Below are 21,643 nucleotides of genomic sequence, written 5' to 3'. Positions count from 1 at the left end.
GCATAAAAACAATATGATACTCTCCATCAAAAGTGTAGAAATTCTAGAGCCGGTAAATCTCATAAACTCACTAAAATCCATTTTGCTTGAATTTGGCGTAATAAAGACCCATCTTTTATTTGTTATATATGCAAATATAATTGATATTATAAAAGCCAAAAAATTGCTTGCCAGATAATAAATATTTAATCGTATACATAAGCTGAACGTTACGATATTTAGTAACGTGGTAAGTAATCCCCAAAATAAATAACTAATTACTTTTTGTAGCTTATACCCACTATCTTTCAGACATAGTCTTTTTATCATTATATTCGTTAATAAAATAAAGGGGTCTGTTTTTCGTTTCATCAAAAATTCTCCCTAAATATTCTCCTATAATTCCTAAGCTGATGAGTTGAATACTGCCGAAAAATAAAAACAAACTAACTAATGATGCGTATCCCGCAACCGGGTCTCCAAAAACTAATTTTTTTATAATGATATACGTCACATAAATAAACCCAATAGCAACCGCTATAAACCCCGCAAGCGTACAAATCCTTAAAGGAATTGAGCTAAACGAAGTAATCCCTTCAATGGCAAGCTCTGTAAGCTTGATGTAATTCCATTTACTTTTACCGGCAATTCGTGCTTCCCGTTCAAACAAAATCTCTTTTTTGTTAAAACCTATCCAACTAAAAAAGCCCTTTGTATAGCGATGGTGCTCTCTAAACTCTCTAATGGCTTCCACTGCTCTTCTGCTGAGCAATCTGAAATCTCCGGTATCTTCTTGTATCTCAATTCTGGATATTTTTTTTAAAATTTTGTAGAAATAGTGTGATGTCTCTTTCTTAAGCCATGTTTCACCATTACGGTTCTTTCTCTTTGCGTAAACATCATCAAATCCTTCTTCCCAATACTTAATCATCTCGGGAATCATTTCCGGAGGATCTTGAAGATCCGCGTCCATTATAATGACTGCATCACCTGCTACATAATCAAATCCTGCCGCCATAGCTATTTCTTTTCCAAAGTTCCGGGACAAATCCAGATAAGATATACATGGGTCCTTCTGCCTCAGCTCTTTTATTATTTTAATAGATTTATCTTTGCTTCCGTCATTAACAAACATGATTTCATAATCATATTTAATATCTTTTAAAACCCGTATTAATCTGCTATAAGTAATAGGTAATGTTTCTTCCTCATTATATAAAGGTATCACAATAGAAATTAATTTGTTCATAAAATCTCTCCTATGATTATCAGTCATATCTACACCGCTGACAATCCAATATTTCTTGATAATAAGAAAATAAGAAGAAAACAGATTTTTCGATACTTTGCGCGTCTTCATGTCCCATAAGTCTATTATATATTAAAATCGAAGCTATTTCACGATATAATTACTGCAAAACCACATTATTTTGTTATATTTTAGTATTCCGTGAGAATTTTGTCAACTATTCCGTAAGGAAATCATTGGTTTCTGCATACCAGTAGATAATTATTATGGACAACTGCTGTCTTCATTTTGCTTTTCAAGTTCATCATCTTAGGTCTTTCTATCATTCTTTAAAGCCGCTCCTTATTAGATATATCTAAGCTAATTTTAAATATAACTTATGACATTTTTACATATTTTTCTGCTCAACATCGATAGTCCGACATATATTTTACAATATGTTTGTTATAGAAATACCATTCATTGTTACAAAAATGTAACCAACACGTTTTTTATCAAAACTTGTAAATGACACACTAAGCAGATTATAATTTGGGGTAGATTTTTGTAGAATATTACGTAAGTTAAAACAAGCTGTATTTAACAAAAGTCTGAACCTTTTTATTCTTAAAACTTTTAAAGAATAAATTCTATATATGTTGGTATATATAAATCATATACATTAAAATAGGAGGCTTACATTTCAATGAATGACGAAAGATTTTCAAAACCGGATAAACGAGAACTTAAGGAAAATTTGACTCCAATACAATATAAAGTAACACAGGAGAATGCCACAGAGCCTCCTTTTAATAATGAGTTTTGGAATCATAAAGAACAGGGGATTTATGTAGATATCGTATCCGGTCAGCCATTATTTAGCTCTTTAGATAAGTTTGATTCAGGATGTGGGTGGCCTAGCTTTACAAAACCTGTTAAAAAGGACAATATTTATGAAAAAATAGATAAGAGTCATTTCATGATTCGTACTGAAGTGAGAAGCAAACATGCAGACTCTCACATCGGGCATGTGTTTAATGATGGCCCTGCTCCAACCGGCTTACGCTATTGTATAAACTCCGCATCACTTAGATTTATTCCCGTTAAAGATCTTGAGAAAGAAGGATATGGAGAATATCTAAAGCTTTTTACTTAACCTAGACACAGTAACAGGTGATGGGCTTCCACTCATCACCTGTTACCTATATCATGCTTTCTTTTTAAATATATTATATTAATCTGAGGTCTTGCAAAAAACCTGATCGGTATGCATCCTACATTTCCGATCCCATTTGATACCAGCACTTCGGTATATGGCAATTTAACAAGCCCGCTCCTGTATTTCTGTCCATGTCTTGAAGTCATAAAGGGCGCCCATAACCCAAATATGGTTCCTTGCCCCCCGTGGGTATGTCCACTTAGTACTAGATCTATCTTATCCGTTTTAATATTTTCAGCATAATCAGGATTATGAGATAATAAGATTACAAATTCATTATCCACTCCTTCAATCGTTGGATTTACATCTTGAATATCATTCCAAAAATCGCCTACTCCTCCAATCCTGATTCTATCTCTCCCTCTATGTAACCAGACTGCCTTATTATCAAGACATGAAATGCCGGCTTTCTCCATAGCATCTATAAGTATTTTTGCACCTGCCCGATGGTCATGGTTTCCTAATATCCCATAGACACCATGTGTTGCTTCAAGATTTTTCATCTCTTTAAAAAGTGTCTGTATATATTTTTTTTGATCAACGTAGTCACCACCTAGTAAAATCAAATCAGGCTTAAGCAGGTTAATTCGGTTCACCAGTGCTCTTACCCTCTTGCTTGAATATACTATGCCATGATGAATGTCTGAAACGAATACAATCTTAAAGTTTTCAAACGCTTCAGGTATTTTGTTATGAGCATAGTACGTTTCTTTATTTTCTATTCGATAAGGCTCTATCAATCCATAAGCGAAACAAGCAAGCGCAGGTATAATAAAATAATAGGTTCCCATTTTACATAAGGCCATAAAAACAACCCCCAATATAATCATCATCGTCCATTGCTTTAATCGTAATTTCAACATTAATGAATGCCCCTCTTGTATCATATAATATATCTATTTCTACAAATGTTTCTAAATTCCTTTTTTAGTATAATAATCAATATATTTTTTTAGAAGTATAAAGATGCATAAGTATCAAGCTTATCAAAACTAACGCTAATCCGGAAAAGAGCATTAATATTGAAATTGATGTATATTTAAGAAGTATACCAAATAACCCATAGGATATAGGCAGTGATATCTCACCAACCATGGATGAAATACTAAAAACACGTCCTGCCATATCATTAGAAGTATTAAGCTGAAGCATTGACTGCCAATACACAGAAGCATTTGCAATCACTATTCCTACAAGGCATAGCAAAATCATATATGGTAAAGCAACGGAGTTTGTTATAGCCTTGGTTATTGCTATGGATACATATAAGATACCCATAGCGGCAATAAAAACAAACAAATTGTTGTCTTTAATATGACTTTTAGCTCGTACTTGAATTGAAAGAGCACCCAACAACATCCCAACGCCCAGCATCATTTCCAAATTTCCTAACGTTTGTATATTGTCTCCCGACAGCGCTTTTGCCAAAAACGGCAGAGATACTATAAGCGCCCCTACAAAAAAGTGCGCTATTCCTATAACCCCTATTGTAATTACGATCTTCCTTCTACTTAGTAAATACTTGATTCCCCTTCCGATCTCATACCGCAGGGTATAGGCATCGGAGTGCGAATCCATATGTGAAGGAATAGTCATAAAAGATTCAAAGAAGGCTGAATTAAGATAAGAAAGACCATTAATGAGAAATACGATGGTAAAACCAAAGAAGCTTACAAAGGCAGCTCCTAGCACAGGACCGATGATGATACTGGCGGCATCCACCATTTCACTGAGAGAATTTGCCCGAGGTAATTGTTCTGCTTTAACGATTTGAGGGATGATTGCCTTTACGGTGGGATCAAAAAAGGCAGAACATAGAGATATAAGAATAGCTGCGACAAAGATATGCCATAATACAAGGATATTCATAGCCGAAAGGATTGCAATCATGATGACGCAAATCCCTCTCATCATATCGCTCATAATGATAATCATTTTACGATTCCATTTATCTATGAATACACCTGCAAAAATGCTGAAGATTAATCCCGGCAATACAGATGCTGCCATAAAAAGGCCCATCATTACAGAAGAATTGGTTCTCTGTAAAACCCACCATGCAAGGGCAATCCCATAAAACTTATCACCAATTTGAGATACAATCTGTCCTGTCCACAGTAAAAAGAAGTCTTTGTTCAAGAATAGTTTGCGAAACATTTTATTTACACCCTCCCTATTTTTTGAGTACATTGGTAGAATAAACTATAAAGTTATAGTCAGGTCAAGTACTTTTATTAATGCACTTAGGTATAAAGGTGTAAACTCCGGCAAAATAATTAAGGCCCTTCAAAGCACGGATATCACGCGATTCAAAAAGGCTTTTATTTTTAACCGCTAATTTGCTGTTGTGATAATTTTTGGGAATATTCCCTGATTAGACGAATTTCATCAACGGAAATACCCAGAAACTCCAGAAATGTTTGATGCTCCTTTGGATAACGCCTTTCAAACTCCGCATGAAGTTTATCCATTTCCTCCTCTTTCAGTCCGATGGTTTTTAGGATATCTACAAAATTTTCTTTTTCAATAAGTGATGTTTGCAGTGGCAATTCTTTGTTTTTTAATATATTTATGATAAACCGCTGTTGAAATTTGATCTTATTGATCTCATCATTTAAGCTTTCTAACCTTTTTTCGAAGATATCAGATAAACTACTCTTTGGAGAGTCAAGAATGGTTTTGATATCCTCTAAAGATACTCCTGTTTCTCTATAAAGAAAAATATGTTCCAATCTGGCTATATCCTCTTTTGAATACACACGATAATTTCCTCTTGTTCGCATCCTAGGCGTCAATAGCCCAATAGAATCATAGTATAAGAGCGTACTCCTTGAAATTCCAAATTTTTTACAAACCTGTCCAATAGTAAATATAAGATCACTTCCTTTGCATTAGCATCTTTGTTTTACAACGTTGTACATAGTCGTTCACGTATATTGACCACCTAGTAGTTGTTTAGTCACTCACTAAGAATAGAGCCTAATATCTATAGACATAATACCAAAAAACAAGGCTGAAAAACAAGGCAGATAAGTTAGAATATAATTTTTTAAAAAATTCACACCCGAAATTAACAAAGGGCGGAGTCATCAGCAGCTCCGCCCCCTTTAGAAAAAACGATCTCTTTTGTGAATACCAACTATACGTTGCTACTCAATAAAATTCGAACTATTTGAATTAATACTATTCAACAAATCTTCTTCATCCTTTAAGCTCTCATCATTCTCGGAAGAATCGGTGCTTCCTTTCCTGCTTTCAATTTCTGCAATATATTCGCTTCTTGATATAGTTCCTTCTGCCAACATATTTTTTAATTCATATTCAGAATACTGTGACAAATCGCTTGAATCGGTTGAGTCACTTGATTCATCCGATGTTAATGCTTCTACAGCAACTGCAGCAGCTGATGAGACTTCACTTGTTTCTGTTTGTTCAATTGGCACAGCTTTTTGGGGCTTGGACATGCTCTGTCTTTTACTCATACCCTGCTCGCTTATTTCAACAGTATCTCCATGTGAAGACATTTCGACTATTGCTTTGCCTTCAACGGATGATATTGTTTTTGATCGGATATTTGTTGACTCCTCTGCTGTTTTTTCAATACCGTTTTTAGTGTTTTGGCTTTGGTCGTTTTCTTCTGAGTTCAGTTTTTGAGTCTGAACTTCGGAGCTGTTATATCCCATACTAGTTGATCCGGAAATAGCTGATATACTCATTTCAAATCACTCCTATTCCTTTGATATATTAATTGTCTCAATTAATATATCGACCAAAACCGTATACTTGAATGTGGCAAAATTGCGGCAACTAGCTCTCTAAAAGTCCAGTTACAGATCCCCTTTCAGCCCAATGCTTTCTGCAACTTTTTGCATTCCCTTTAGAGTCTCTTCCATGATATAATCAAGCTCCAACCCCAGCATTTTTGCTCCTTGCTCAATAATCTCCCGGTTCACACCGGCTGCGAATCCTTTTTGTTTCCACTTTTTCTTAACCGATTTTAGCTCTGTATCCAAAATACTTTTACTTGGTCGCATTAAAGCCGTTGCTGCAATTAAGCCGGTAAGCTCATCAATGGTAAAAAGCACTTTTTCCATTCGTTCATCAGGCTTTACATTACAACATATTCCCCAACCGTGACTCTCAACGGCATGAATATAGTCCTCAGGCCAGTGATGCTCAGCAAGAATTTCTCGCGCCTTTAGACAGTGCTGCTCAGGATACATTTCATAATCAATGTCGTGTACCAAACCGACAATTCCCCACTTTTCCTTATCTGCTTCTTCTAAAATCTCAGCAAAATGGAGCATGACCCCTTCAACTGCCAACGCATGCTTGATTAAACTATCACTTTTATTATACTTTTCGAGCAGCTCATACGCTTGTCTTCTATTAGGTTCTACTGTGCTCATTTAAAACCCTTCTTTCTTTTTATGTGTTGATATATCTCTAAAAAAACGGCTCTCGAAAGTGATCAACTTACAAGAACCATAAAATTTTTCAGTATTCTCAATAGGCTTAAAGTAAGTTACACTTCACCTTTCCGTTTGAGCGGCTACCAAACTTATTGCACCGTATTTTCCCCTTAATCTCGGTTTTTCGATCTTCCCGGTAGGATTACGGGGAACTGTATCAAAAATAATTTTTCGCGGACGTTTGTAACGCGGCATTGGTGTGCAGAATGCCTTTATTTCTTCCAATGTGCAATCGCAATCTGGCTTTAATTCTATGATAGCAGCCGCTATTTCACCTAAACGCGCGTCAGGCAATCCAATCACTGCTACATCCTTAATTGCATCATGCGCACGTAGAAAATCTTCAATTTGTACCGGATATAAGTTCTCCCCACCGCTGATGATCACATCTTTTTTCCGGTCAACCAAATAAATAAAGCCATCTTCATCCATCCGGGCCATATCTCCTGTAAACAGCCAGCCATCCTTGATTACTGCTGCAGTCGCTGCCGGGTCGTTATAGTAGCATTTCATTACACCCGGTCCCTTGACCGCCAATTCTCCAACCTGTCCCTGTTCTACAGGATATCCATTCTCATCTGCAATCTTCACTTCCCAATTATAACCGGGTATTCCGATAGCACCAACCTTGTGAATATTCTCGGTACCTAAATGGACACATCCCGGACCGATAGATTCACTCAGACCATAATTCGTATCATAAAGATGATGAGGAAAATACTCCTTCCATCGATAAATCAAGCTGGGTGGAACAGGTTGAGCCCCGATATGCATCAGTCTCCATTGAGAAAGGTCATAGTCCTCCAGTTTGACATCTCCTCTTTCAATGGCATCCAGAATGTCTTGTGCCCAAGGAACCAAAAGCCAGACAATCGTAATTTTTTCTTCAGAGACTGTCTTAAGTATCCAATCCGGCTTAATTCCTCTAAGTAATACTGCTTTACTTCCCGCTAGCAAACTACCAAACCAATGCATCTTTGCCCCGGTATGATAAAGCGGAGGAATGCATAAAAAATTATCTTCACGTGTTTGACCATGATGCTTATACTCCGTGTAACATGCTGACATCAAACTCTGATGTGTATGTAAGATGGCTTTTGGAAATCCCGTAGTCCCCGAGGAGAAATATATTGCTGCATCATCTTCATCCGAAAGTTCAATCTGTGGGGTTTCTGAAGAACAGTTCGCAGTGAGGCGATCATAGCTTTCCGCAAAGGAAGGACGGTCCTCTCCTGCAAAAAATAGAGTTTTCACCTTAGGCATTTGATCATATATGGTTTCCATGCGACCGATAAACTCAGGTCCGAAAATCAAGGCAATGGTATCGGATAGATTCAAACAATATTTTATTTCTTCAGCCGTATATCGAAAGTTCAATGGCACCGCGATCGCGCCGGCTTTTAATATTCCAAAATAAATAGGCAGCCACTCCAGGCAATTCATCAAAAGAATAGCCACCTTATCTCCTTTTTTTATTCCTCTTCTCAGCAATAAATTAGCCATTCGATTGGCTTTCTCATCAAAAACTCGCCAGGTCATTTCCCTCCGGTACTCCCCTGCCGGATTGTTTTCAATCAGTTCATATTCACGCCAGATGACATTGTGGCTTTCCTGAAGATCCAAGTTAATCTCCGTCAGGCATATTTCCTGGCCATATTCATGGGCATTGCGCGATAATATTTCAGTGATAGACATTTTTCTTTCCTCCCATTCTACCATCATTACAAAAAATATCGTGTATTTAATAATAAAAAACCGTTCTACACTTACTATATTATAAGCTGATACAAGTCGTTATTCAACAGATTTTTATTAATTAATGACAGTAATCTGGGATTCGGTATTAATCCTTTTAATAGGCACGTAACATTAAATATTTCTAATCACTTTGCAAGGATTTCCTGCAGCAACTGCATTATCAGGTATATTTTTGGTCACAACGCTCCCTGCTCCTATAGTGACATTATCTCCAATTTTTACTCCGGGGCATATAATTGCTCCGCCACCAATCCAAACATTATTTCCTATAATAACAGGCTTAGCATATTCTTTACCGGTAAGCCTTTCTAGCGGATCAATCGGGTGCGCAGCAGTATATATCTGAACATTTGGTGCTAAAAGTACGTTATCTCCGATTTTAACCTTATTTACATCAAGTATAATACAGCCATAATTCGCATAGAAATTTTCGCCGACTTCGATATTATAACCGTAGTCACAGTTAAACGGTGCTTCAATATGAAATGCTCCTTTAGCAGCAATCAATTTTTTAATAATCTCCAGTCTTTTTTGATTTTCAATTGGTCTTGTATTATTAAACTCAAAAGTTAAATTCCGTGCATAAATCCTTTCATTAGTCAATTGTTCATCACTAGCATTATAATATTCACCTGCCAGCATTTTTTCCTTTTCACTTTTCATATATCATCCTCCTTTTTTATTTTTCAACAAAAACACCTGTAAAACCAACAGTTTTACAGGTGTTTTTAGCATAACACAGTATGATAAATAATATGCTTATGGATCAATAGTTTTTATCAGCATATCCAACCCAGCCGCCTTCTTTAACAAGAGTCTTGTCAAACTCGCCGACTTTGAAGTCGATTGCTTCTGATTTACCTGCTGAAGTTACAATAATTTGATCTTTATCAATATCAATTTCTATTGAAGTATCTTTGCCTGAATAGTTCTCAAGAAGATATTCAATCTTATCTTTTGGCAGTTCTATTGCGAACATACCACAATTATACATATTCTGCCTGAATATTCTTGCAAAGTTTTCTGCAAGAACTACATTGATTCCGTTTACTTCCAAAGCCCATGGCGCATGCTCTCTGGAAGAACCGCAGCCAAAATTGGCTCTTGTTACAACCACAGCTTTGTCTTTAATATCTTCTCTATTGTTGAAACCGGGAAGAGACAAGTCTTCTAATAAATATGGCTTTAATGCCTCTTTCGTAATCTCAGTCAGATATTTTGCCGGAATGATTTCATCGGTATTGATATCATTTCTATCTAAAAATAAAACTTTTCCGCTAAAATTCTTCATCATTACCTCCACTATCTAAGCTTTATAAATCTCAGAATTTGTTATTTTCCCTTCAATCGCTGAAGCTGCAGCAGTCGCAGGACTCATCAGATGAACTTTACCGCCTTTTCCCATTCTGCCGTTGAAGTTACGGTTTGTAGTAGAAGCGCAGGATTCACCATTGGCAAGTACACCATTACTCATGCCAAGACAAGCTCCGCATGTTGGGTTTGTAACGCAAAAACCGGCACTCTGGAAAATTTCAATAATTCCTTCTTTTAAGGCCATGGCATAAATATCCGGAGTTGCAGGACTTACAATTGCACGCACATCATCACTTATTTTTTTACCTTTAAGGATACTTGCAGCAATTCTCAGATCTTCAATACGGCCATTGGTACAGCTTCCTATATAAACCTGGTCAATTTTTGTGCCGGACATCTCACTGACTGTTTTTACCTGATCAGGCTTAAATCCAAATGTAACCATCGGTTCCAAGTTCGAAACATCATATTCATATACTTTTTCATAGGAAGCATCCTCATCCGAAATCCATTTTGAATATTCTTTTAAAGCTTCTTCCTTTGTACTAAATTCGTCTTTTATAAATTCCCATAAATATTCGACTGTTGTCATATCAGGATAGCATACGCCACAAGTGCCTCCGGCTTCTATGGCCATATTGCATAACGTCATACGTGATTCCATTGACATTGCATCGATGACCGGCCCTGTAAATTCGATGACCATGTTTGTCGCACCATTCACAGTCAGTTCTTTAATGATAAAAAGTATAAGGTCTTTTGCATAAACTCCCGGTTTCAAGGTACCATTCAGAACAAATTTTATTGTTTTCGGAAAGTGGAATGCACATACACCCTTTAATATACCAACTTCAAGGTCGGTAGTTCCCACACCTGCTGCGAAAGCTCCAAATGCGCCATGCGTACATGTGTGCGAATCACCCATAATAACGGTGTAACCCGGCCTCACGAAACCTTTTTCCGGAAATATCGCATGACATACGCCATTTCTTCCAATGTCAAAAAAGTCTTTGATACCATGTCTTTTGGCCCAATCACGCAATATCTTTCCCTGTTCAGCAGTTTTTGAGTCTTTTGCAGGGGTTACATGGTCTATAACCGCCTTTATTTTCGTAGGATCAAAAACTCTGTCCATTCCTCTTGCCATCAGATCTGTGATTGCAATCGGTGTGGTAATTTCGTGACAAAAAACCCTATCCAATTTTAAAACATGCGTATCAGGAAACGGCATATTTACTCTATGTGCGTCAAATATTTTTTCAGCTAACGTTTTACCCATTTCTTTCTCCTCACCTTTTTATTTATCACAAATCGATCAATTTGCACTCATTGTGTAAAGAATTAATGATCAATTTAATTCTTTTCTATATTGTAGATATTTTATATTATACAATCAATTTTTAAAATTTTAAAGTCAATTTCAGATAATTCTAAAAGTGAGCACGTTTAATGTGAATGATTTTTCTTTTATGAATTCTCGTTGGTATGGAGCGGTAACCATATAGGGTATACCAACTTCCCCCTCGGTGTACCTTTTCACCTTATATTCCCATGATAAAATTCCAAAAACTCTACGGAGCGTTGATTGAAAAATTATTTATTTACAGTTATATTTGATATATAGACAGGAGGAAATCGTTATGGACTGCAATAAAGTTGGATCACTAATTATGAGTTTACGTAAAGAAAAAAATATGACCCAGAAAGATATTGCTGAGAAGATGAATATTAGCGACAAGACCATCTCAAAATGGGAACGTGGTATGGGTTGTCCTGATGTGACACTACTCGGTGACCTTTCCAAAATATTAGGAGTTAACATCGAAAAAATTTTATCGGGTGATTTAGAAGAAAAAGATACGGATGGTGGTAATATGAAACGAATTAAATTCTATGTGTGCAGAAATTGCAGTAATGTTATAACCAGCACAAGTGAGGCTGAAATCTCCTGCTGTGGCAGAAAGTTAACCGCTTTAATTGAAAAAGCGGAAGATGAATCTCACAGGATAAATGTCACTGATATCGAAAATGACTACTATATTCAAATGCATCATGAAATGAGCAAAACTCATTATATTTCATTTGTCGCGTTTGTCTCTTTTGACAAGGTAATACTTACAAAACTATATCCTGAACAGAATGCAGAATTACGAATTCCCAAAATACGACGAGGAAAGCTATATACTTATTGCAGCGAGCATGGCTTATGGGTGAAAGGAATATAATTATGGATGTTAAATTTAATCCAATTGATTTGCAAACATGGCCTCATGGTCAGATGTTCTACTATTTTTCTAAAATGGCTCCAACAGGGTATTCATTAACTGTTGATTTAGATGTAACAATGATGAAAGCTGCTTTAAAAAACCGCAAAATCAAGTTTTTTCCTGCCTACCTGTGGTTAACAACAAAAATGCTTAATCGGCAAGTTGAGTTTAAAGTAGCTATGGTTGACAGTGTGCTGGGGTATTGGGATGTCCTTACGCCCCTATATGCTACCTTCCATGAGGATGATAAAACAATTTCATTAATGTGGACAGAATATGACGATACTTTTTCATTTTTTTATGACAGTTATTTAGAAAACCAACAGCAGTACAGCAATCATCATGGGCTTCTATCTCAGTCAGACCGATTGCCTCCCGCAAACAGTTATACTGTATCATCTCTACCTTGGGTAGGATTCAAGCATTTTGCATTTCATAGCTATGAAAATAAACCCTATTATTTTCCAACCATCGAAGCCGGAAAATTTATTGAGAATAATGAAAAAATCATGATGCCTCTTTCCATTACTGTTCATCATGCAACAACAGACGGTTGGCATATCAAAACATTCTTAGCTGATTTACAGCATGATATGAACCATCCGGAAATTTGGATAGATGAAAGTGCAACAATTTGATTTAAAAAATGTTATATCGCTGTTTTCTCGCCCCCTTTAAAACAGCCGTTACCTATTCTCTATACTCAATCCTATCTCATGAAAAAATGGCCTGCTTTAGAGTTTGCTGTGAGGTTGAAATTGCCGGAAGCATCTCCTTTAAATATGCCAAGTTTTGTCATGGTTCCGAGTATATTGTATATAAGATAATTAAGACAAAGGAACCGTCCGTCCCCCTGTCTGTTTGAGGCTGGCACCCATCAGACACCACGTATCGGGCATCGAATTACAGGGAATGCCAAGGTGCCAAGGGGGCATGCCCCCTTGGCATTTGCTTGATTTAAATCAACCGCCTCCTACCGGCGGAAAGATTGATACGGTATCATTTTGAGCAATAACCGTATCAATCTTTCCGCCTCTTCCGTTGATAAGTATTATTGCTGCATCTTTTTCCAGGATATTTAATCGCTCAATAATATCTTTGGGAGTGGCACCTTCCGGCAAATCCATCAGCATCTCTTTCTCGTTATTTATTCTCAAAGTCGCAAATAGCCTAACTGTTATCTTCACTATATTCACCTCTTTTAACTGTATTTCATTAATATCTAATGACATTTTATGATTTGTCCATTTTTATGGGCAAGCTATAATGCGTCTGGCCCAGAGACACTCTGCACAGGACGGGCTGTTGCCCCAGCAATCCATTTCGTTGCTTTCCGTATAACTGCAACCGTCCTGATACTTACAGTCAGTACAAGATGGGAAAAGATTTTCATTAACGACCCGCCTGAAATTGATATATCCGGAATCCATCCATATTTCTTGAAGTTTTTTTTCATTGACATTACCCAGGTAGCATGGGTGCATTTGTTTTTTTCTTCCATAAATATAACACTGATATGAGTGCATCAATGCATAACATGGACTCACATTCCCTTGATAATTGATACAAAAAGATTTATCTTTTACGAACTTACAGCTGCGTTCCGTTCTTAATTTCATATTGGATACTTGTGCCCAAATGGTGGTTTTTAAAGATTCTTTCCCAAACATACATCCTGTGTCATCCATATCATAAACAATTTCGTCTGCCATGGACTCGTGATACGGCAGCAAATTGCTGACAATAATATGACCGGCATTGAGATCGTAAGCCATACGAATCAGCTTAGGCAGTTGATAGAAATTTTTTTTCATGGCGACAAACTCTATTCCAAGCTCCGGTTTTTTGACCTTGCGTTCACGTTTCATAGCCTGTAAATTTGCGATATTCTGAGAAACACTCTGAAAGTCGGCTCCTTGCCTAATCTCGTTATATCGTTCTTCTTCAGGACTGTCAAGGGATGTAAAGAGAATATCCAACTCCAGGTCTATTAATTTATTAATATTCTCCTTGCTTAGATAAGAACCATTGGTGATCATTTCTACTCTTAGACCAAGTTCTTTAACCGACCTTAACATATCAAATATTTTGGGGTGCATCATTGGCTCGCCAAAACCGCCAAAATGTACCGACTCTAAATAAGGTAATTCTTTGAGGTTTCTAAGTATGTTTTCAAAAGTCTCCCAGTCCATATGCATCAGATTATCTTGCCAAGAGCTTCTTATGCAGGTTATACACTCAAAATTACACTTAGTAGTAACTTCAATATAGATTCTTCTTACATCTGGTAATAAAGGAATTAATCGGCAACCGTCTTCTGTTGATACAAATAGTACTTCCTGTTCTTTTCCCGCAGAAACCGGCAACTGTGTATAACCATTTTTCGAAATTCGAATCTTTTGGCCGGCTGCAAAAAGATTCGTCCCTAATGTTTCAAACTGTTTCTTCATATAATGCCCCTTATTATCAGAATTTACTCTTTCTTCTTGATCTTAAAGTTAGCTTCGTTGTCTTGGTTTTTACTATAAAATCCAAGGGCTATCCGATAAGGACCAGGACAGCCCGGCGGCAGAAAGGCCATTCGGTCACCAGGCCGGATTATGGAATCTAAAGGGTGAACAAATCCGTTTATAAAGATAACTTCAATTTCATCTAAAGGAATTTTTAATTTTTCAGCTAGAGCAATACCTGTAGTCGGAGTATCTAGATCAAGGATCAAAGGTATGGTGCCATATTTTTTTCTTAGAAAGGCATCTAAATGAAGAAAGCCCCTTACTTCAATTGTTTTTTTGCTTTGTTCAGCCATACAATCTATCCTCCTTATGAATACTCTTGTATTAAATAAAAAAATATTTTTAACAGTCCTTCGGTTAATATTAAGATATACTTCAACAGTAATTACAAATGAATTGAATAAAATACCAATAAGCCGGACCTAAGTCCGGCTATTTATAGTTATGTCTCCGAAAAACACGTAGACTAAAAGTAAAGATTAAAATTAGAAGTTATAAACTTCATCGATCTCTTCAGGAGTAAAGTCCCAAACCACGTTGTGTGGAGGTAATGGTTCATATTCGAAAAATTCAGGTAAACGGTCATGAGCGTTTGTAAAACCGGCTCTTTTATTGAAATCACGCTCAACCTTAAGGACAGATTCACCTAATTTATCAACATCTGTAGCAGTTAAAGATAGACCATATTGAGCATTAATCATATCAATGAGCGCTTGATATCCGCCAGGATTGTCAGCGATACCAAAGTAAACGAACAGACACATACCCGTACTATCAACTGCAGCAGTTCCGATTTGCATCGCACGAGCATACTCGATTTGTCCATCTTTCTTAAGTGGGTCTAAATCTGCTCCTACCTTTAAAATGTTACCGGATATACAATATCCTGCAGTATGGTCGGCACCCATTGTGGTAGTGGCATAAGTTAAACCGATACCTTTAACGGAACGTGGATCGTAAGCAGGTATTGCTTGATCTTTTACTACCGGTACTCTATATAGACCACAAACTTTACCAACAACTGCACAACCTCCACCAATGATTCGTCCTAAAGGAGTAGGAACAGCTATTTGTTTAATAACATCAAGTGCAGCTTTACCGTCGCCCCAAGGTAACAAACCACCTTCCATGGCAGTTGCTATTGCAACGGCAGTCTCGATGCTGTCAACCCCTATATCGTCCATGGCACGGTCCATATAAGCAATATCGTCTAAATCTTGAATGCCTGCATCAGCACCAAGTCCCCAGATGGTTTCATATTCAAAACCACTTGTTATATATTTACCTTGTTTGTCAGGATACCACTGAGAGCATCTAATAATACAACCACGATGACATCCATGAGATACTTTACCTTCGCCGCCACGTTCTGTAATGGTAGCATTTAATGTCTCGCCAGAGATATTATCATTATGATCTATACGGCCTTTTGTAAAATTATAAGATGGTAATCCACCCGCTTCATTCAAGATATTAACCAATACATCCGTCCCATATGCAGCCAAGCCTTGACCGGCAACAGGATGATCGAGAAGGGCTTTAGCAAACACCTTTGAAGCTGCTCTAAATTTCTCGGGATCTGCGATAGGAACTTGTGAAGCACCTGTATCGTCGATAACGAGAGCTTTTACTTTCTTTGACCCTAATACAGCTCCTAATCCTCCACGGCCTGCACTACGGATGTTTCCTTCAGGATCTTTAAAAGAAATATTAGCAGAAGGCAAACGGTGTTCACCTGCGGGACCCGCTAAGGCGATACCAACATCTTTCCCGTATTTTTCACTTAATATTTCAATCGCTTTGTAGTTGCCGCAGCCGCCAATAATTTCGGCAGGAGATTCTTCAATGGTAACGCCGTTCATATCAATTTTAATAATATAAAACTTGTCATCCTCAGGCATCCCTTCAATAACCAATGCTTTGATATCCATTTTTGCCATTTTTTGCGAAAACGAACCACCAGTATTACATTCTTTAATTGTTCCGGTTAACGGACTTTTTCCTCCTACAGAAAGACGTCCCGAGTTAGGAGCAGATGTGCCGCTGAGCAGACCAGGTGCAAAGATCAGCTTGTTGTTCTTGCCTAGGGCATGGCAGGTAGGTTTAACTTCATCATTAACGAAGTTGGAAGTAAGTGCACGTCCGCCCAGACCTACATATTTTTCGGGCACCGCTTCAGTAGTGACTTGCTTTGTTGTCATGTTTACGCGAATAAACTTATTCATAAAAATACCCCCTTTTTTTGGTTTGGTGATAGTCATTTGCAGATTACAACTTTTTTAATTTTTTACATCCCATTTCTTCCAAGCATTTTGCAAATTCCTAATAATTCGTTTCATAAAATATATAAAGCAAAAACTATGCCAAAATAAAAAACCCTCTCAATATGAGAGAGTTCAATGACTACAGATTGCCATTTTTAATTTCGTTCCATTTTGGAGCGATAAATTGCATGTTTATGTGTTACATATCGGAACACCGATCCATTTCAGAACAATGGCATAATTACAGAAAATATGACCTGACCGAGTTCCGACTTTAATTTACCTGCCTTGCAGCAAACTCATAAAACAAGCTTTTTTTATGCATCAGCTCATCATAGCTTCCTTCCTCCGCAATCTTTCCCTTGTCCAGCACAACAATCCTATCGCAGTCCTTAACGGTGGATAGCCTATGAGCTATGACAATCCTTGTACAGCCAAGTTCTGAAAGGCTGTCTGCAACATGCTTCTGGGTGATGTTATCCAGCGCACTTGTGGCCTCATCAAAAAACAGAATTCTGGGATTTGAAGCAAGCGCTCTGGCAATCAATATCCTCTGCCGCTGTCCGCCGGATATGCCTCCGCTTCCCTCGCTAATCAACGTATGCATTCCCATAGGCATTGCCTTGATATCATCCTCAAGCCCTGCCATACGGGCTGCCCTCCACGCATCCTCCAGTGTGCTCATGGGTGCGGTAATGATGATATTAGAAAATATATCCCCTGAAAACAGCTTTCCGTTCTGGAGACAGACTCCGATGTTTTGTCTTAACGAGCGCACATCCAGCGTTTGCATATCATTTCCGTCATAATACACTGCACCCGACTCCGGCTTTTCAAAGCCCAGTAATATCCGCATCAGCGTTGACTTCCCGCATCCGCTCCTGCCTACAATAGCAACATATTGCCCGGCATCTATCTTCAAGCTTATATTGTCAAGAACGGTTGGACCATCCTCCGTATACCTGAAGAAAACATTTGATATATCTATATTTCCGGATAGAGAGGTAACCGTCTTCTTGCTTTCATCTATTTCCGGCACAGCCTGAAATATCGGTCTGACCATTTCTAAAAGCGGCTTGATGTTGGCAAGGGTTAGGACGGACCCTGCAAGAGAAATGATGGCCCCGCTTACGATACCATATGCACTGCTGAAGGCAATATAATCCGATTGAGAGATGCCTTTCCTTGCTGCAAAATAGTAGAGAAGCAGCGTACCGCTTAAGGTGATCGCACCGGATATGGCGGGATTCAACCGCAAAAAAAGTGGCGGTGAATAGGCAGCCCTTCCTAATAATTTGTATTCTGCTGCCCATTTTGCAAACGCACGTTTTTCAGCACCGGCAAGCTTAATCTTCTGCAAACCGTTAAACAAACCAAATACCAGTCCCCTTAGCTTTGCCGACAGCTTCATACGCTTTTCGGAGTTTTTCTGCTGGATAAGGCCTGTCAATGCCGTAAATACACACATGGTGATAATCACAAGCAACCCCGGCATTAAAAGCGAAGGGGCAAAGCTGCCCATCTGAAATATGTAGACGAATGAAAAAAGTGCGGACAGCCCCGTAGTCATCACCGCATCCGACAGCATGGTGCTGAGTTGATTTATGCTCATAGCACGGCTGCTCAACTCACCTGAAGAATAGTCCTTAAAAAACGTCGCCGGCAGTGAAAATATTCTGATCATTGTTGCGGTTTGCACCGAGAGATTGATTTTGTCACGCAGCCTCATCAATATAAAACTCCGGTTAAGTGAGAACAAGGATGAGCCTATTGCCGCTCCAACCAAGAGCCACGCTACAGGGAATATATCACTTTTTATGCCGTTTGGAATCACACTGTCGAAAATTTGCTTGTTCATAAACGGAATAAAAAGACCCAGTAGGTTGACAAGTAAGCTCGTACCGAGAATCAACACGATATCGGCGCCTGTTATTCCCCGCAGGATAAACAGCCCCAAATCAAACAGATTTAGCTCCTTCGCCGGCAATGCACGATAAAAGCAATAGGCGTCGGTTCCGAGCTGTTGTGCTGTTTTTTCATTTACCCTGACCCATCTTCCCGTTTCGGCATCGAAAAACTTGTAACCGGATGGAAATACCGGCAGTATCGCCGTCACACCACCGTTTTTAGTACTGCCCAGTAAGACTCCGGCAGTATCCTTCCACCATTTCCCCGTCAGTTCCACACGCCTGCGCATGGTACCCGACCGATGCAGCACATATTCCAACCGTGCATTCAAGGACTCTATCTCTCCCGGAACCTGCGGCATCTTTATGCCAAGGGAACGCATGACTTGATTTATTGCGTTATCAATAACCGCTTCTTTTTCCTTTAGCAGCACACCGGCTTTACCGTCTCCAATAATCGCAGCAAGGTCTGCAAATGCACTATCCATCGCTTTATTATCATTTTCCATACGTCTTTCAAGCTGTTTTTGAAATGCCAAACAGTCACCCCCATTACTTATGTCAATCCGTTCCATCAATTGCTTATCAATGCAGCATATTGACCGCCTGTTTTTATCAGTTGCTCATGGGTTCCCCGCTCAACCACCTTGCCTTTGTCCAGCACAATAATCTCATCACAGTCACGAATGGTGGAAAGCCGGTGTGCTATAATAATCAACGTAATGCCCCTTGCCTTAATCGCCTCCATAATCAGCTGTTCGGTTTTTGTATCCAGCGCGCTTGTCGCCTCGTCAAGTATGATGATGGAAGGTTGCTGCGCAAATGCTCTTGCAATCTCAAACCTTTGACGTTGTCCCCCCGAAAAGTTTTTACCGCCTTCTTTAATGATGTGTGAATAACCTCCTTGGCGCCCCATAACCTCATCGTGCATCTGAGCGTCCTTGCAGGCGTTAACAATCGCAACCTCATCGATTGTCCTGTCCCACATGGTAATATTATTTATGACCGTATCCTCAAAAATAGCTACATCCTGATCGACTACCGCCAGTGAGGCGGTGAAGATACCGCGATTGATTTCATTTTTCAACAACCCGTCAAAGCGGATTTCTCCGAACCAAGGCTGATATAATCCTGAAATCAGCTTGGCCAAGGTGGATTTTCCGCTGCCGGATCCTCCTACAAAGGCAACACTCTGTCCCGGTTTCAAGCTAAGCGAAAAACCCTCAATTAAAGGCAGAGACAGTCTATTATATCCAAAAGTAACGTTACCGATATGAATTTCGCCCTTGAGCTTTTCTGCTTTTCCATCATCAGCCGCCTTTTCCTCATCATCCTCGACATCCGGTTTATAATTCATCACATCTTCCAACCGCTCCATCTGTGAACGCACTTCAATCAATGATTCTCCCACCTCCACAAGCTGGTTGACCGGCGTCAAAAAGGAGGTTAGGAAACCCTGGAACGCAATCAGCATTCCTATCGTCAAATCACCGTCCAGAATTAGGTAAACCCCTATCATAAGAACGCCGATATTCGCCATCTGCTGCAGCAGCGGTGGAATAGTATTAAAAAGTTTGCTGACTGTGTAAAATTCAACCAGTGCATTCCTCTGCTTTGTGAAATATCCTGACCAGCGCTCAAAAAAGCCTATTTCTGCCCCGGATGCCTTGATGGTTTCAATCATTTCAAGACCCGACATTGTTACGCCGGATAGCTTTCCTCCGTCACGCTGCACCCTCCGGGCCATATTGGCGCGCTTATGAGATACGAAACGCGCGATAACCATGTTAATAAGTACCGCAGCGATACCTACCACCGACAGGGTTATACTGTAATTTATCATCACTGCCAGGTAAAATATCAGCAGACAGACATTCATGAATATTGGCGCAAGCTTACTGATCAAAGAGGAAGCGATACTTTCATTTGACTCCTGTCTTGATACAATGTCACCGGCAAACCGCTGGGAAAAAAATTCAACCGGTAAACGCAGCGCATGCCACATAAAGGATGCATTCGCTTCAATTGCAATCTTTCCCTCAATTTTCAGCCAATACACTCCTTCTATCGCACCAACTGCAAATTGAAAAACAAGTGTGATAGCCATAGCGGCAGTAAAAAGCATCAGCCATTCCGGATTTTTACCCGATAGAATATTGTCCAGAAAAATTTTTGAAAAGATAGGGGTAATCATCCCTAGGACGGATGTGAGCAGCCCCGTAAGCATAATAAATGCAAAAGAAGCAGCTGTACCGCGAAGCCTTTTTTTCGCAGACTCCCACATACTTTTGGGCTTGCCCTCGGGTACAAAAGCATCGGTTTTTTCAAAACGGAGTACCATCCCATTGAAAGATTTGTAAAACTCTTCTAGCGCAACCTCAACCCTTCCCTGTGCAGGGTCGTTCAGTACCGCTTTATCTTTTTTAAATCCGTTGAGTACCACAAAGTGATTTAAATTCCAATGAACAATCGCAGGCCAGGTAATATCCCTAAGCGCCGCCGGTTCCATACGATGTTCGGATACATTAAGACCGTAAGCCCTTGCCGCTTTCACCACATTCTTAACGCTGCTCCCGTCCTGGGATACGCTGCAGTCCGAGCGCACCTGCTCCAATGGCAGCCACTTTCCATAGTATGCCAGTATCATGCACAGAGCAGCTGCACCGCACTCCAACGCTTCTGTCTGCATGACTACCGGCACTTTTGCAATTCCGGGCATTCA

General features: G+C 39.0%; 18 protein-coding genes and 1 pseudogene. 3 read left to right on the top strand and 16 right to left on the bottom strand.

Features of this window, described 5'->3' with window-relative positions:
* Positions 1 to 280 precede the first annotated feature (280 nt).
* Positions 281 to 1,228 (bottom strand): glycosyltransferase family 2 protein, encoded by a 948-nt coding sequence (locus QKW49_RS22935; protein ID WP_282864954.1) that lies wholly within the window; start codon positions 1,226 to 1,228, stop codon positions 281 to 283.
* A 643-nt stretch (positions 1,229 to 1,871) separates the two neighbouring features.
* Between QKW49_RS22935 and msrB the strand changes: the two are divergent.
* Positions 1,872 to 2,363, top strand: a pseudogene (gene msrB, locus QKW49_RS22930) (peptide-methionine (R)-S-oxide reductase MsrB); the annotation flags it as partial.
* 35 nt (positions 2,364 to 2,398) lie between these two features.
* Here the strand turns inward: msrB and QKW49_RS22925 are convergent.
* From QKW49_RS22925 to QKW49_RS22885, 9 genes are all read right to left on the bottom strand, one after another.
* Positions 2,399 to 3,289 (bottom strand): metallophosphoesterase, encoded by an 891-nt coding sequence (locus QKW49_RS22925; RefSeq protein WP_282864952.1) that lies wholly within the window; start codon positions 3,287 to 3,289, stop codon positions 2,399 to 2,401.
* A 76-nt stretch (positions 3,290 to 3,365) separates the two neighbouring features.
* Entirely contained in the window at positions 3,366 to 4,583 is a 1,218-nt protein-coding gene (locus QKW49_RS22920) for an MFS transporter (RefSeq protein WP_282864951.1), read from the bottom strand.
* Between the two features lie 170 nt (positions 4,584 to 4,753).
* Positions 4,754 to 5,290, bottom strand: a complete 537-nt coding sequence (locus tag QKW49_RS22915; RefSeq protein ID WP_282868221.1) for a MerR family transcriptional regulator — start codon at positions 5,288 to 5,290, stop codon at positions 4,754 to 4,756.
* Positions 5,291 to 5,575: 285 nt separating this feature from the next.
* On the bottom strand, positions 5,576 to 6,142 hold the full coding sequence (locus QKW49_RS22910; protein WP_282864950.1) for a hypothetical protein: 567 nt from the start codon (positions 6,140 to 6,142) through the stop codon (positions 5,576 to 5,578).
* Positions 6,143 to 6,253: 111 nt separating this feature from the next.
* On the bottom strand, positions 6,254 to 6,835 hold the full coding sequence (locus tag QKW49_RS22905; protein WP_282864949.1) for a hydrolase: 582 nt from the start codon (positions 6,833 to 6,835) through the stop codon (positions 6,254 to 6,256).
* 123 nt (positions 6,836 to 6,958) lie between these two features.
* A complete protein-coding gene (locus QKW49_RS22900) occupies positions 6,959 to 8,593 on the bottom strand; it encodes a class I adenylate-forming enzyme family protein (protein WP_282864948.1) in 1,635 nt (544 codons plus the stop codon).
* 174 nt (positions 8,594 to 8,767) lie between these two features.
* Entirely contained in the window at positions 8,768 to 9,319 is a 552-nt protein-coding gene (locus tag QKW49_RS22895) for a sugar O-acetyltransferase (RefSeq protein WP_282864947.1), read from the bottom strand.
* Between the two features lie 103 nt (positions 9,320 to 9,422).
* On the bottom strand, positions 9,423 to 9,947 hold the full coding sequence (locus QKW49_RS22890) for a 3-isopropylmalate dehydratase small subunit (protein ID WP_282864946.1): 525 nt from the start codon (positions 9,945 to 9,947) through the stop codon (positions 9,423 to 9,425).
* A gap of 15 nt (positions 9,948 to 9,962) precedes the next feature.
* The gene (locus QKW49_RS22885; protein WP_282864945.1) at positions 9,963 to 11,249 is read right to left on the bottom strand and encodes a 3-isopropylmalate dehydratase large subunit; all 1,287 of its coding nucleotides are present in this window, start codon (positions 11,247 to 11,249) and stop codon (positions 9,963 to 9,965) included.
* A 361-nt stretch (positions 11,250 to 11,610) separates the two neighbouring features.
* Between QKW49_RS22885 and QKW49_RS22880 the strand changes: the two genes are divergently transcribed.
* Entirely contained in the window at positions 11,611 to 12,195 is a 585-nt protein-coding gene (locus QKW49_RS22880) for a helix-turn-helix domain-containing protein (protein WP_282864944.1), read from the top strand.
* Between the two features lie 2 nt (positions 12,196 to 12,197).
* On the top strand, positions 12,198 to 12,875 hold the full coding sequence (locus QKW49_RS22875; protein ID WP_282864943.1) for a CatA-like O-acetyltransferase: 678 nt from the start codon (positions 12,198 to 12,200) through the stop codon (positions 12,873 to 12,875).
* 324 nt (positions 12,876 to 13,199) lie between these two features.
* On the opposite strand, the gene QKW49_RS22870 is transcribed toward QKW49_RS22875, so the two are convergent.
* From QKW49_RS22870 to QKW49_RS22845, 6 genes are all read right to left on the bottom strand, one after another.
* Complete coding sequence (locus QKW49_RS22870) at positions 13,200 to 13,424, bottom strand: MoaD/ThiS family protein (protein ID WP_282864942.1); 225 nt, start codon at positions 13,422 to 13,424, stop codon at positions 13,200 to 13,202.
* Between the two features lie 63 nt (positions 13,425 to 13,487).
* A complete protein-coding gene (locus QKW49_RS22865; RefSeq protein ID WP_282864941.1) occupies positions 13,488 to 14,687 on the bottom strand; it encodes a tungsten cofactor oxidoreductase radical SAM maturase in 1,200 nt (399 codons plus the stop codon).
* 23 nt (positions 14,688 to 14,710) lie between these two features.
* A complete protein-coding gene (locus QKW49_RS22860; RefSeq protein WP_282864940.1) occupies positions 14,711 to 15,043 on the bottom strand; it encodes a MoaD/ThiS family protein in 333 nt (110 codons plus the stop codon).
* Between the two features lie 192 nt (positions 15,044 to 15,235).
* The gene (locus QKW49_RS22855; protein WP_282864939.1) at positions 15,236 to 16,975 is read right to left on the bottom strand and encodes an aldehyde ferredoxin oxidoreductase C-terminal domain-containing protein; all 1,740 of its coding nucleotides are present in this window, start codon (positions 16,973 to 16,975) and stop codon (positions 15,236 to 15,238) included.
* A 313-nt stretch (positions 16,976 to 17,288) separates the two neighbouring features.
* Positions 17,289 to 19,460 (bottom strand): NHLP bacteriocin export ABC transporter permease/ATPase subunit, encoded by a 2,172-nt coding sequence (locus tag QKW49_RS22850; protein WP_282864938.1) that lies wholly within the window; start codon positions 19,458 to 19,460, stop codon positions 17,289 to 17,291.
* Between the two features lie 35 nt (positions 19,461 to 19,495).
* A complete protein-coding gene (locus QKW49_RS22845; RefSeq protein WP_282864937.1) occupies positions 19,496 to 21,640 on the bottom strand; it encodes an NHLP family bacteriocin export ABC transporter peptidase/permease/ATPase subunit in 2,145 nt (714 codons plus the stop codon).
* Between the last annotated feature and the right edge of the window lie 3 nt (positions 21,641 to 21,643).

The organism is Petroclostridium sp. X23 (genome assembly GCF_030013905.1).
Lineage (GTDB): Bacteria > Bacillota > Clostridia > SK-Y3 > SK-Y3 > X23.
Note: the sequence above shows the minus strand (reverse complement) of the source record. Positions and strands in the feature narration are given on the sequence as shown.

Excerpts from the sequence above, each read along its gene's own strand:
- QKW49_RS22935 (WP_282864954.1), bottom strand. The coding sequence starts at position 1,228 with ATGAACAAATTAATTTCTATTGTGATACCTTTATATAATGAGGAAGAA.
- QKW49_RS22925 (WP_282864952.1), bottom strand. The coding sequence starts at position 3,289 with ATGTTGAAATTACGATTAAAGCAATGGACGATGATGATTATATTGGGG.
- QKW49_RS22920 (WP_282864951.1), bottom strand. The coding sequence starts at position 4,583 with ATGTTTCGCAAACTATTCTTGAACAAAGACTTCTTTTTACTGTGGACA.
- QKW49_RS22910 (WP_282864950.1), bottom strand. The coding sequence starts at position 6,142 with ATGAGTATATCAGCTATTTCCGGATCAACTAGTATGGGATATAACAGC.
- QKW49_RS22905 (WP_282864949.1), bottom strand. The coding sequence starts at position 6,835 with ATGAGCACAGTAGAACCTAATAGAAGACAAGCGTATGAGCTGCTCGAA.
- QKW49_RS22900 (WP_282864948.1), bottom strand. The coding sequence starts at position 8,593 with ATGTCTATCACTGAAATATTATCGCGCAATGCCCATGAATATGGCCAG.
- QKW49_RS22895 (WP_282864947.1), bottom strand. The coding sequence starts at position 9,319 with ATGAAAAGTGAAAAGGAAAAAATGCTGGCAGGTGAATATTATAATGCT.
- QKW49_RS22890 (WP_282864946.1), bottom strand. The coding sequence starts at position 9,947 with ATGAAGAATTTTAGCGGAAAAGTTTTATTTTTAGATAGAAATGATATC.
- QKW49_RS22885 (WP_282864945.1), bottom strand. The coding sequence starts at position 11,249 with ATGGGTAAAACGTTAGCTGAAAAAATATTTGACGCACATAGAGTAAAT.
- QKW49_RS22880 (WP_282864944.1), top strand. The coding sequence starts at position 11,611 with ATGGACTGCAATAAAGTTGGATCACTAATTATGAGTTTACGTAAAGAA.
- QKW49_RS22875 (WP_282864943.1), top strand. The coding sequence starts at position 12,198 with ATGGATGTTAAATTTAATCCAATTGATTTGCAAACATGGCCTCATGGT.
- QKW49_RS22865 (WP_282864941.1), bottom strand. The coding sequence starts at position 14,687 with ATGAAGAAACAGTTTGAAACATTAGGGACGAATCTTTTTGCAGCCGGC.
- QKW49_RS22860 (WP_282864940.1), bottom strand. The coding sequence starts at position 15,043 with ATGGCTGAACAAAGCAAAAAAACAATTGAAGTAAGGGGCTTTCTTCAT.
- QKW49_RS22855 (WP_282864939.1), bottom strand. The coding sequence starts at position 16,975 with ATGAATAAGTTTATTCGCGTAAACATGACAACAAAGCAAGTCACTACT.
- QKW49_RS22845 (WP_282864937.1), bottom strand. The coding sequence starts at position 21,640 with ATGCCCGGAATTGCAAAAGTGCCGGTAGTCATGCAGACAGAAGCGTTG.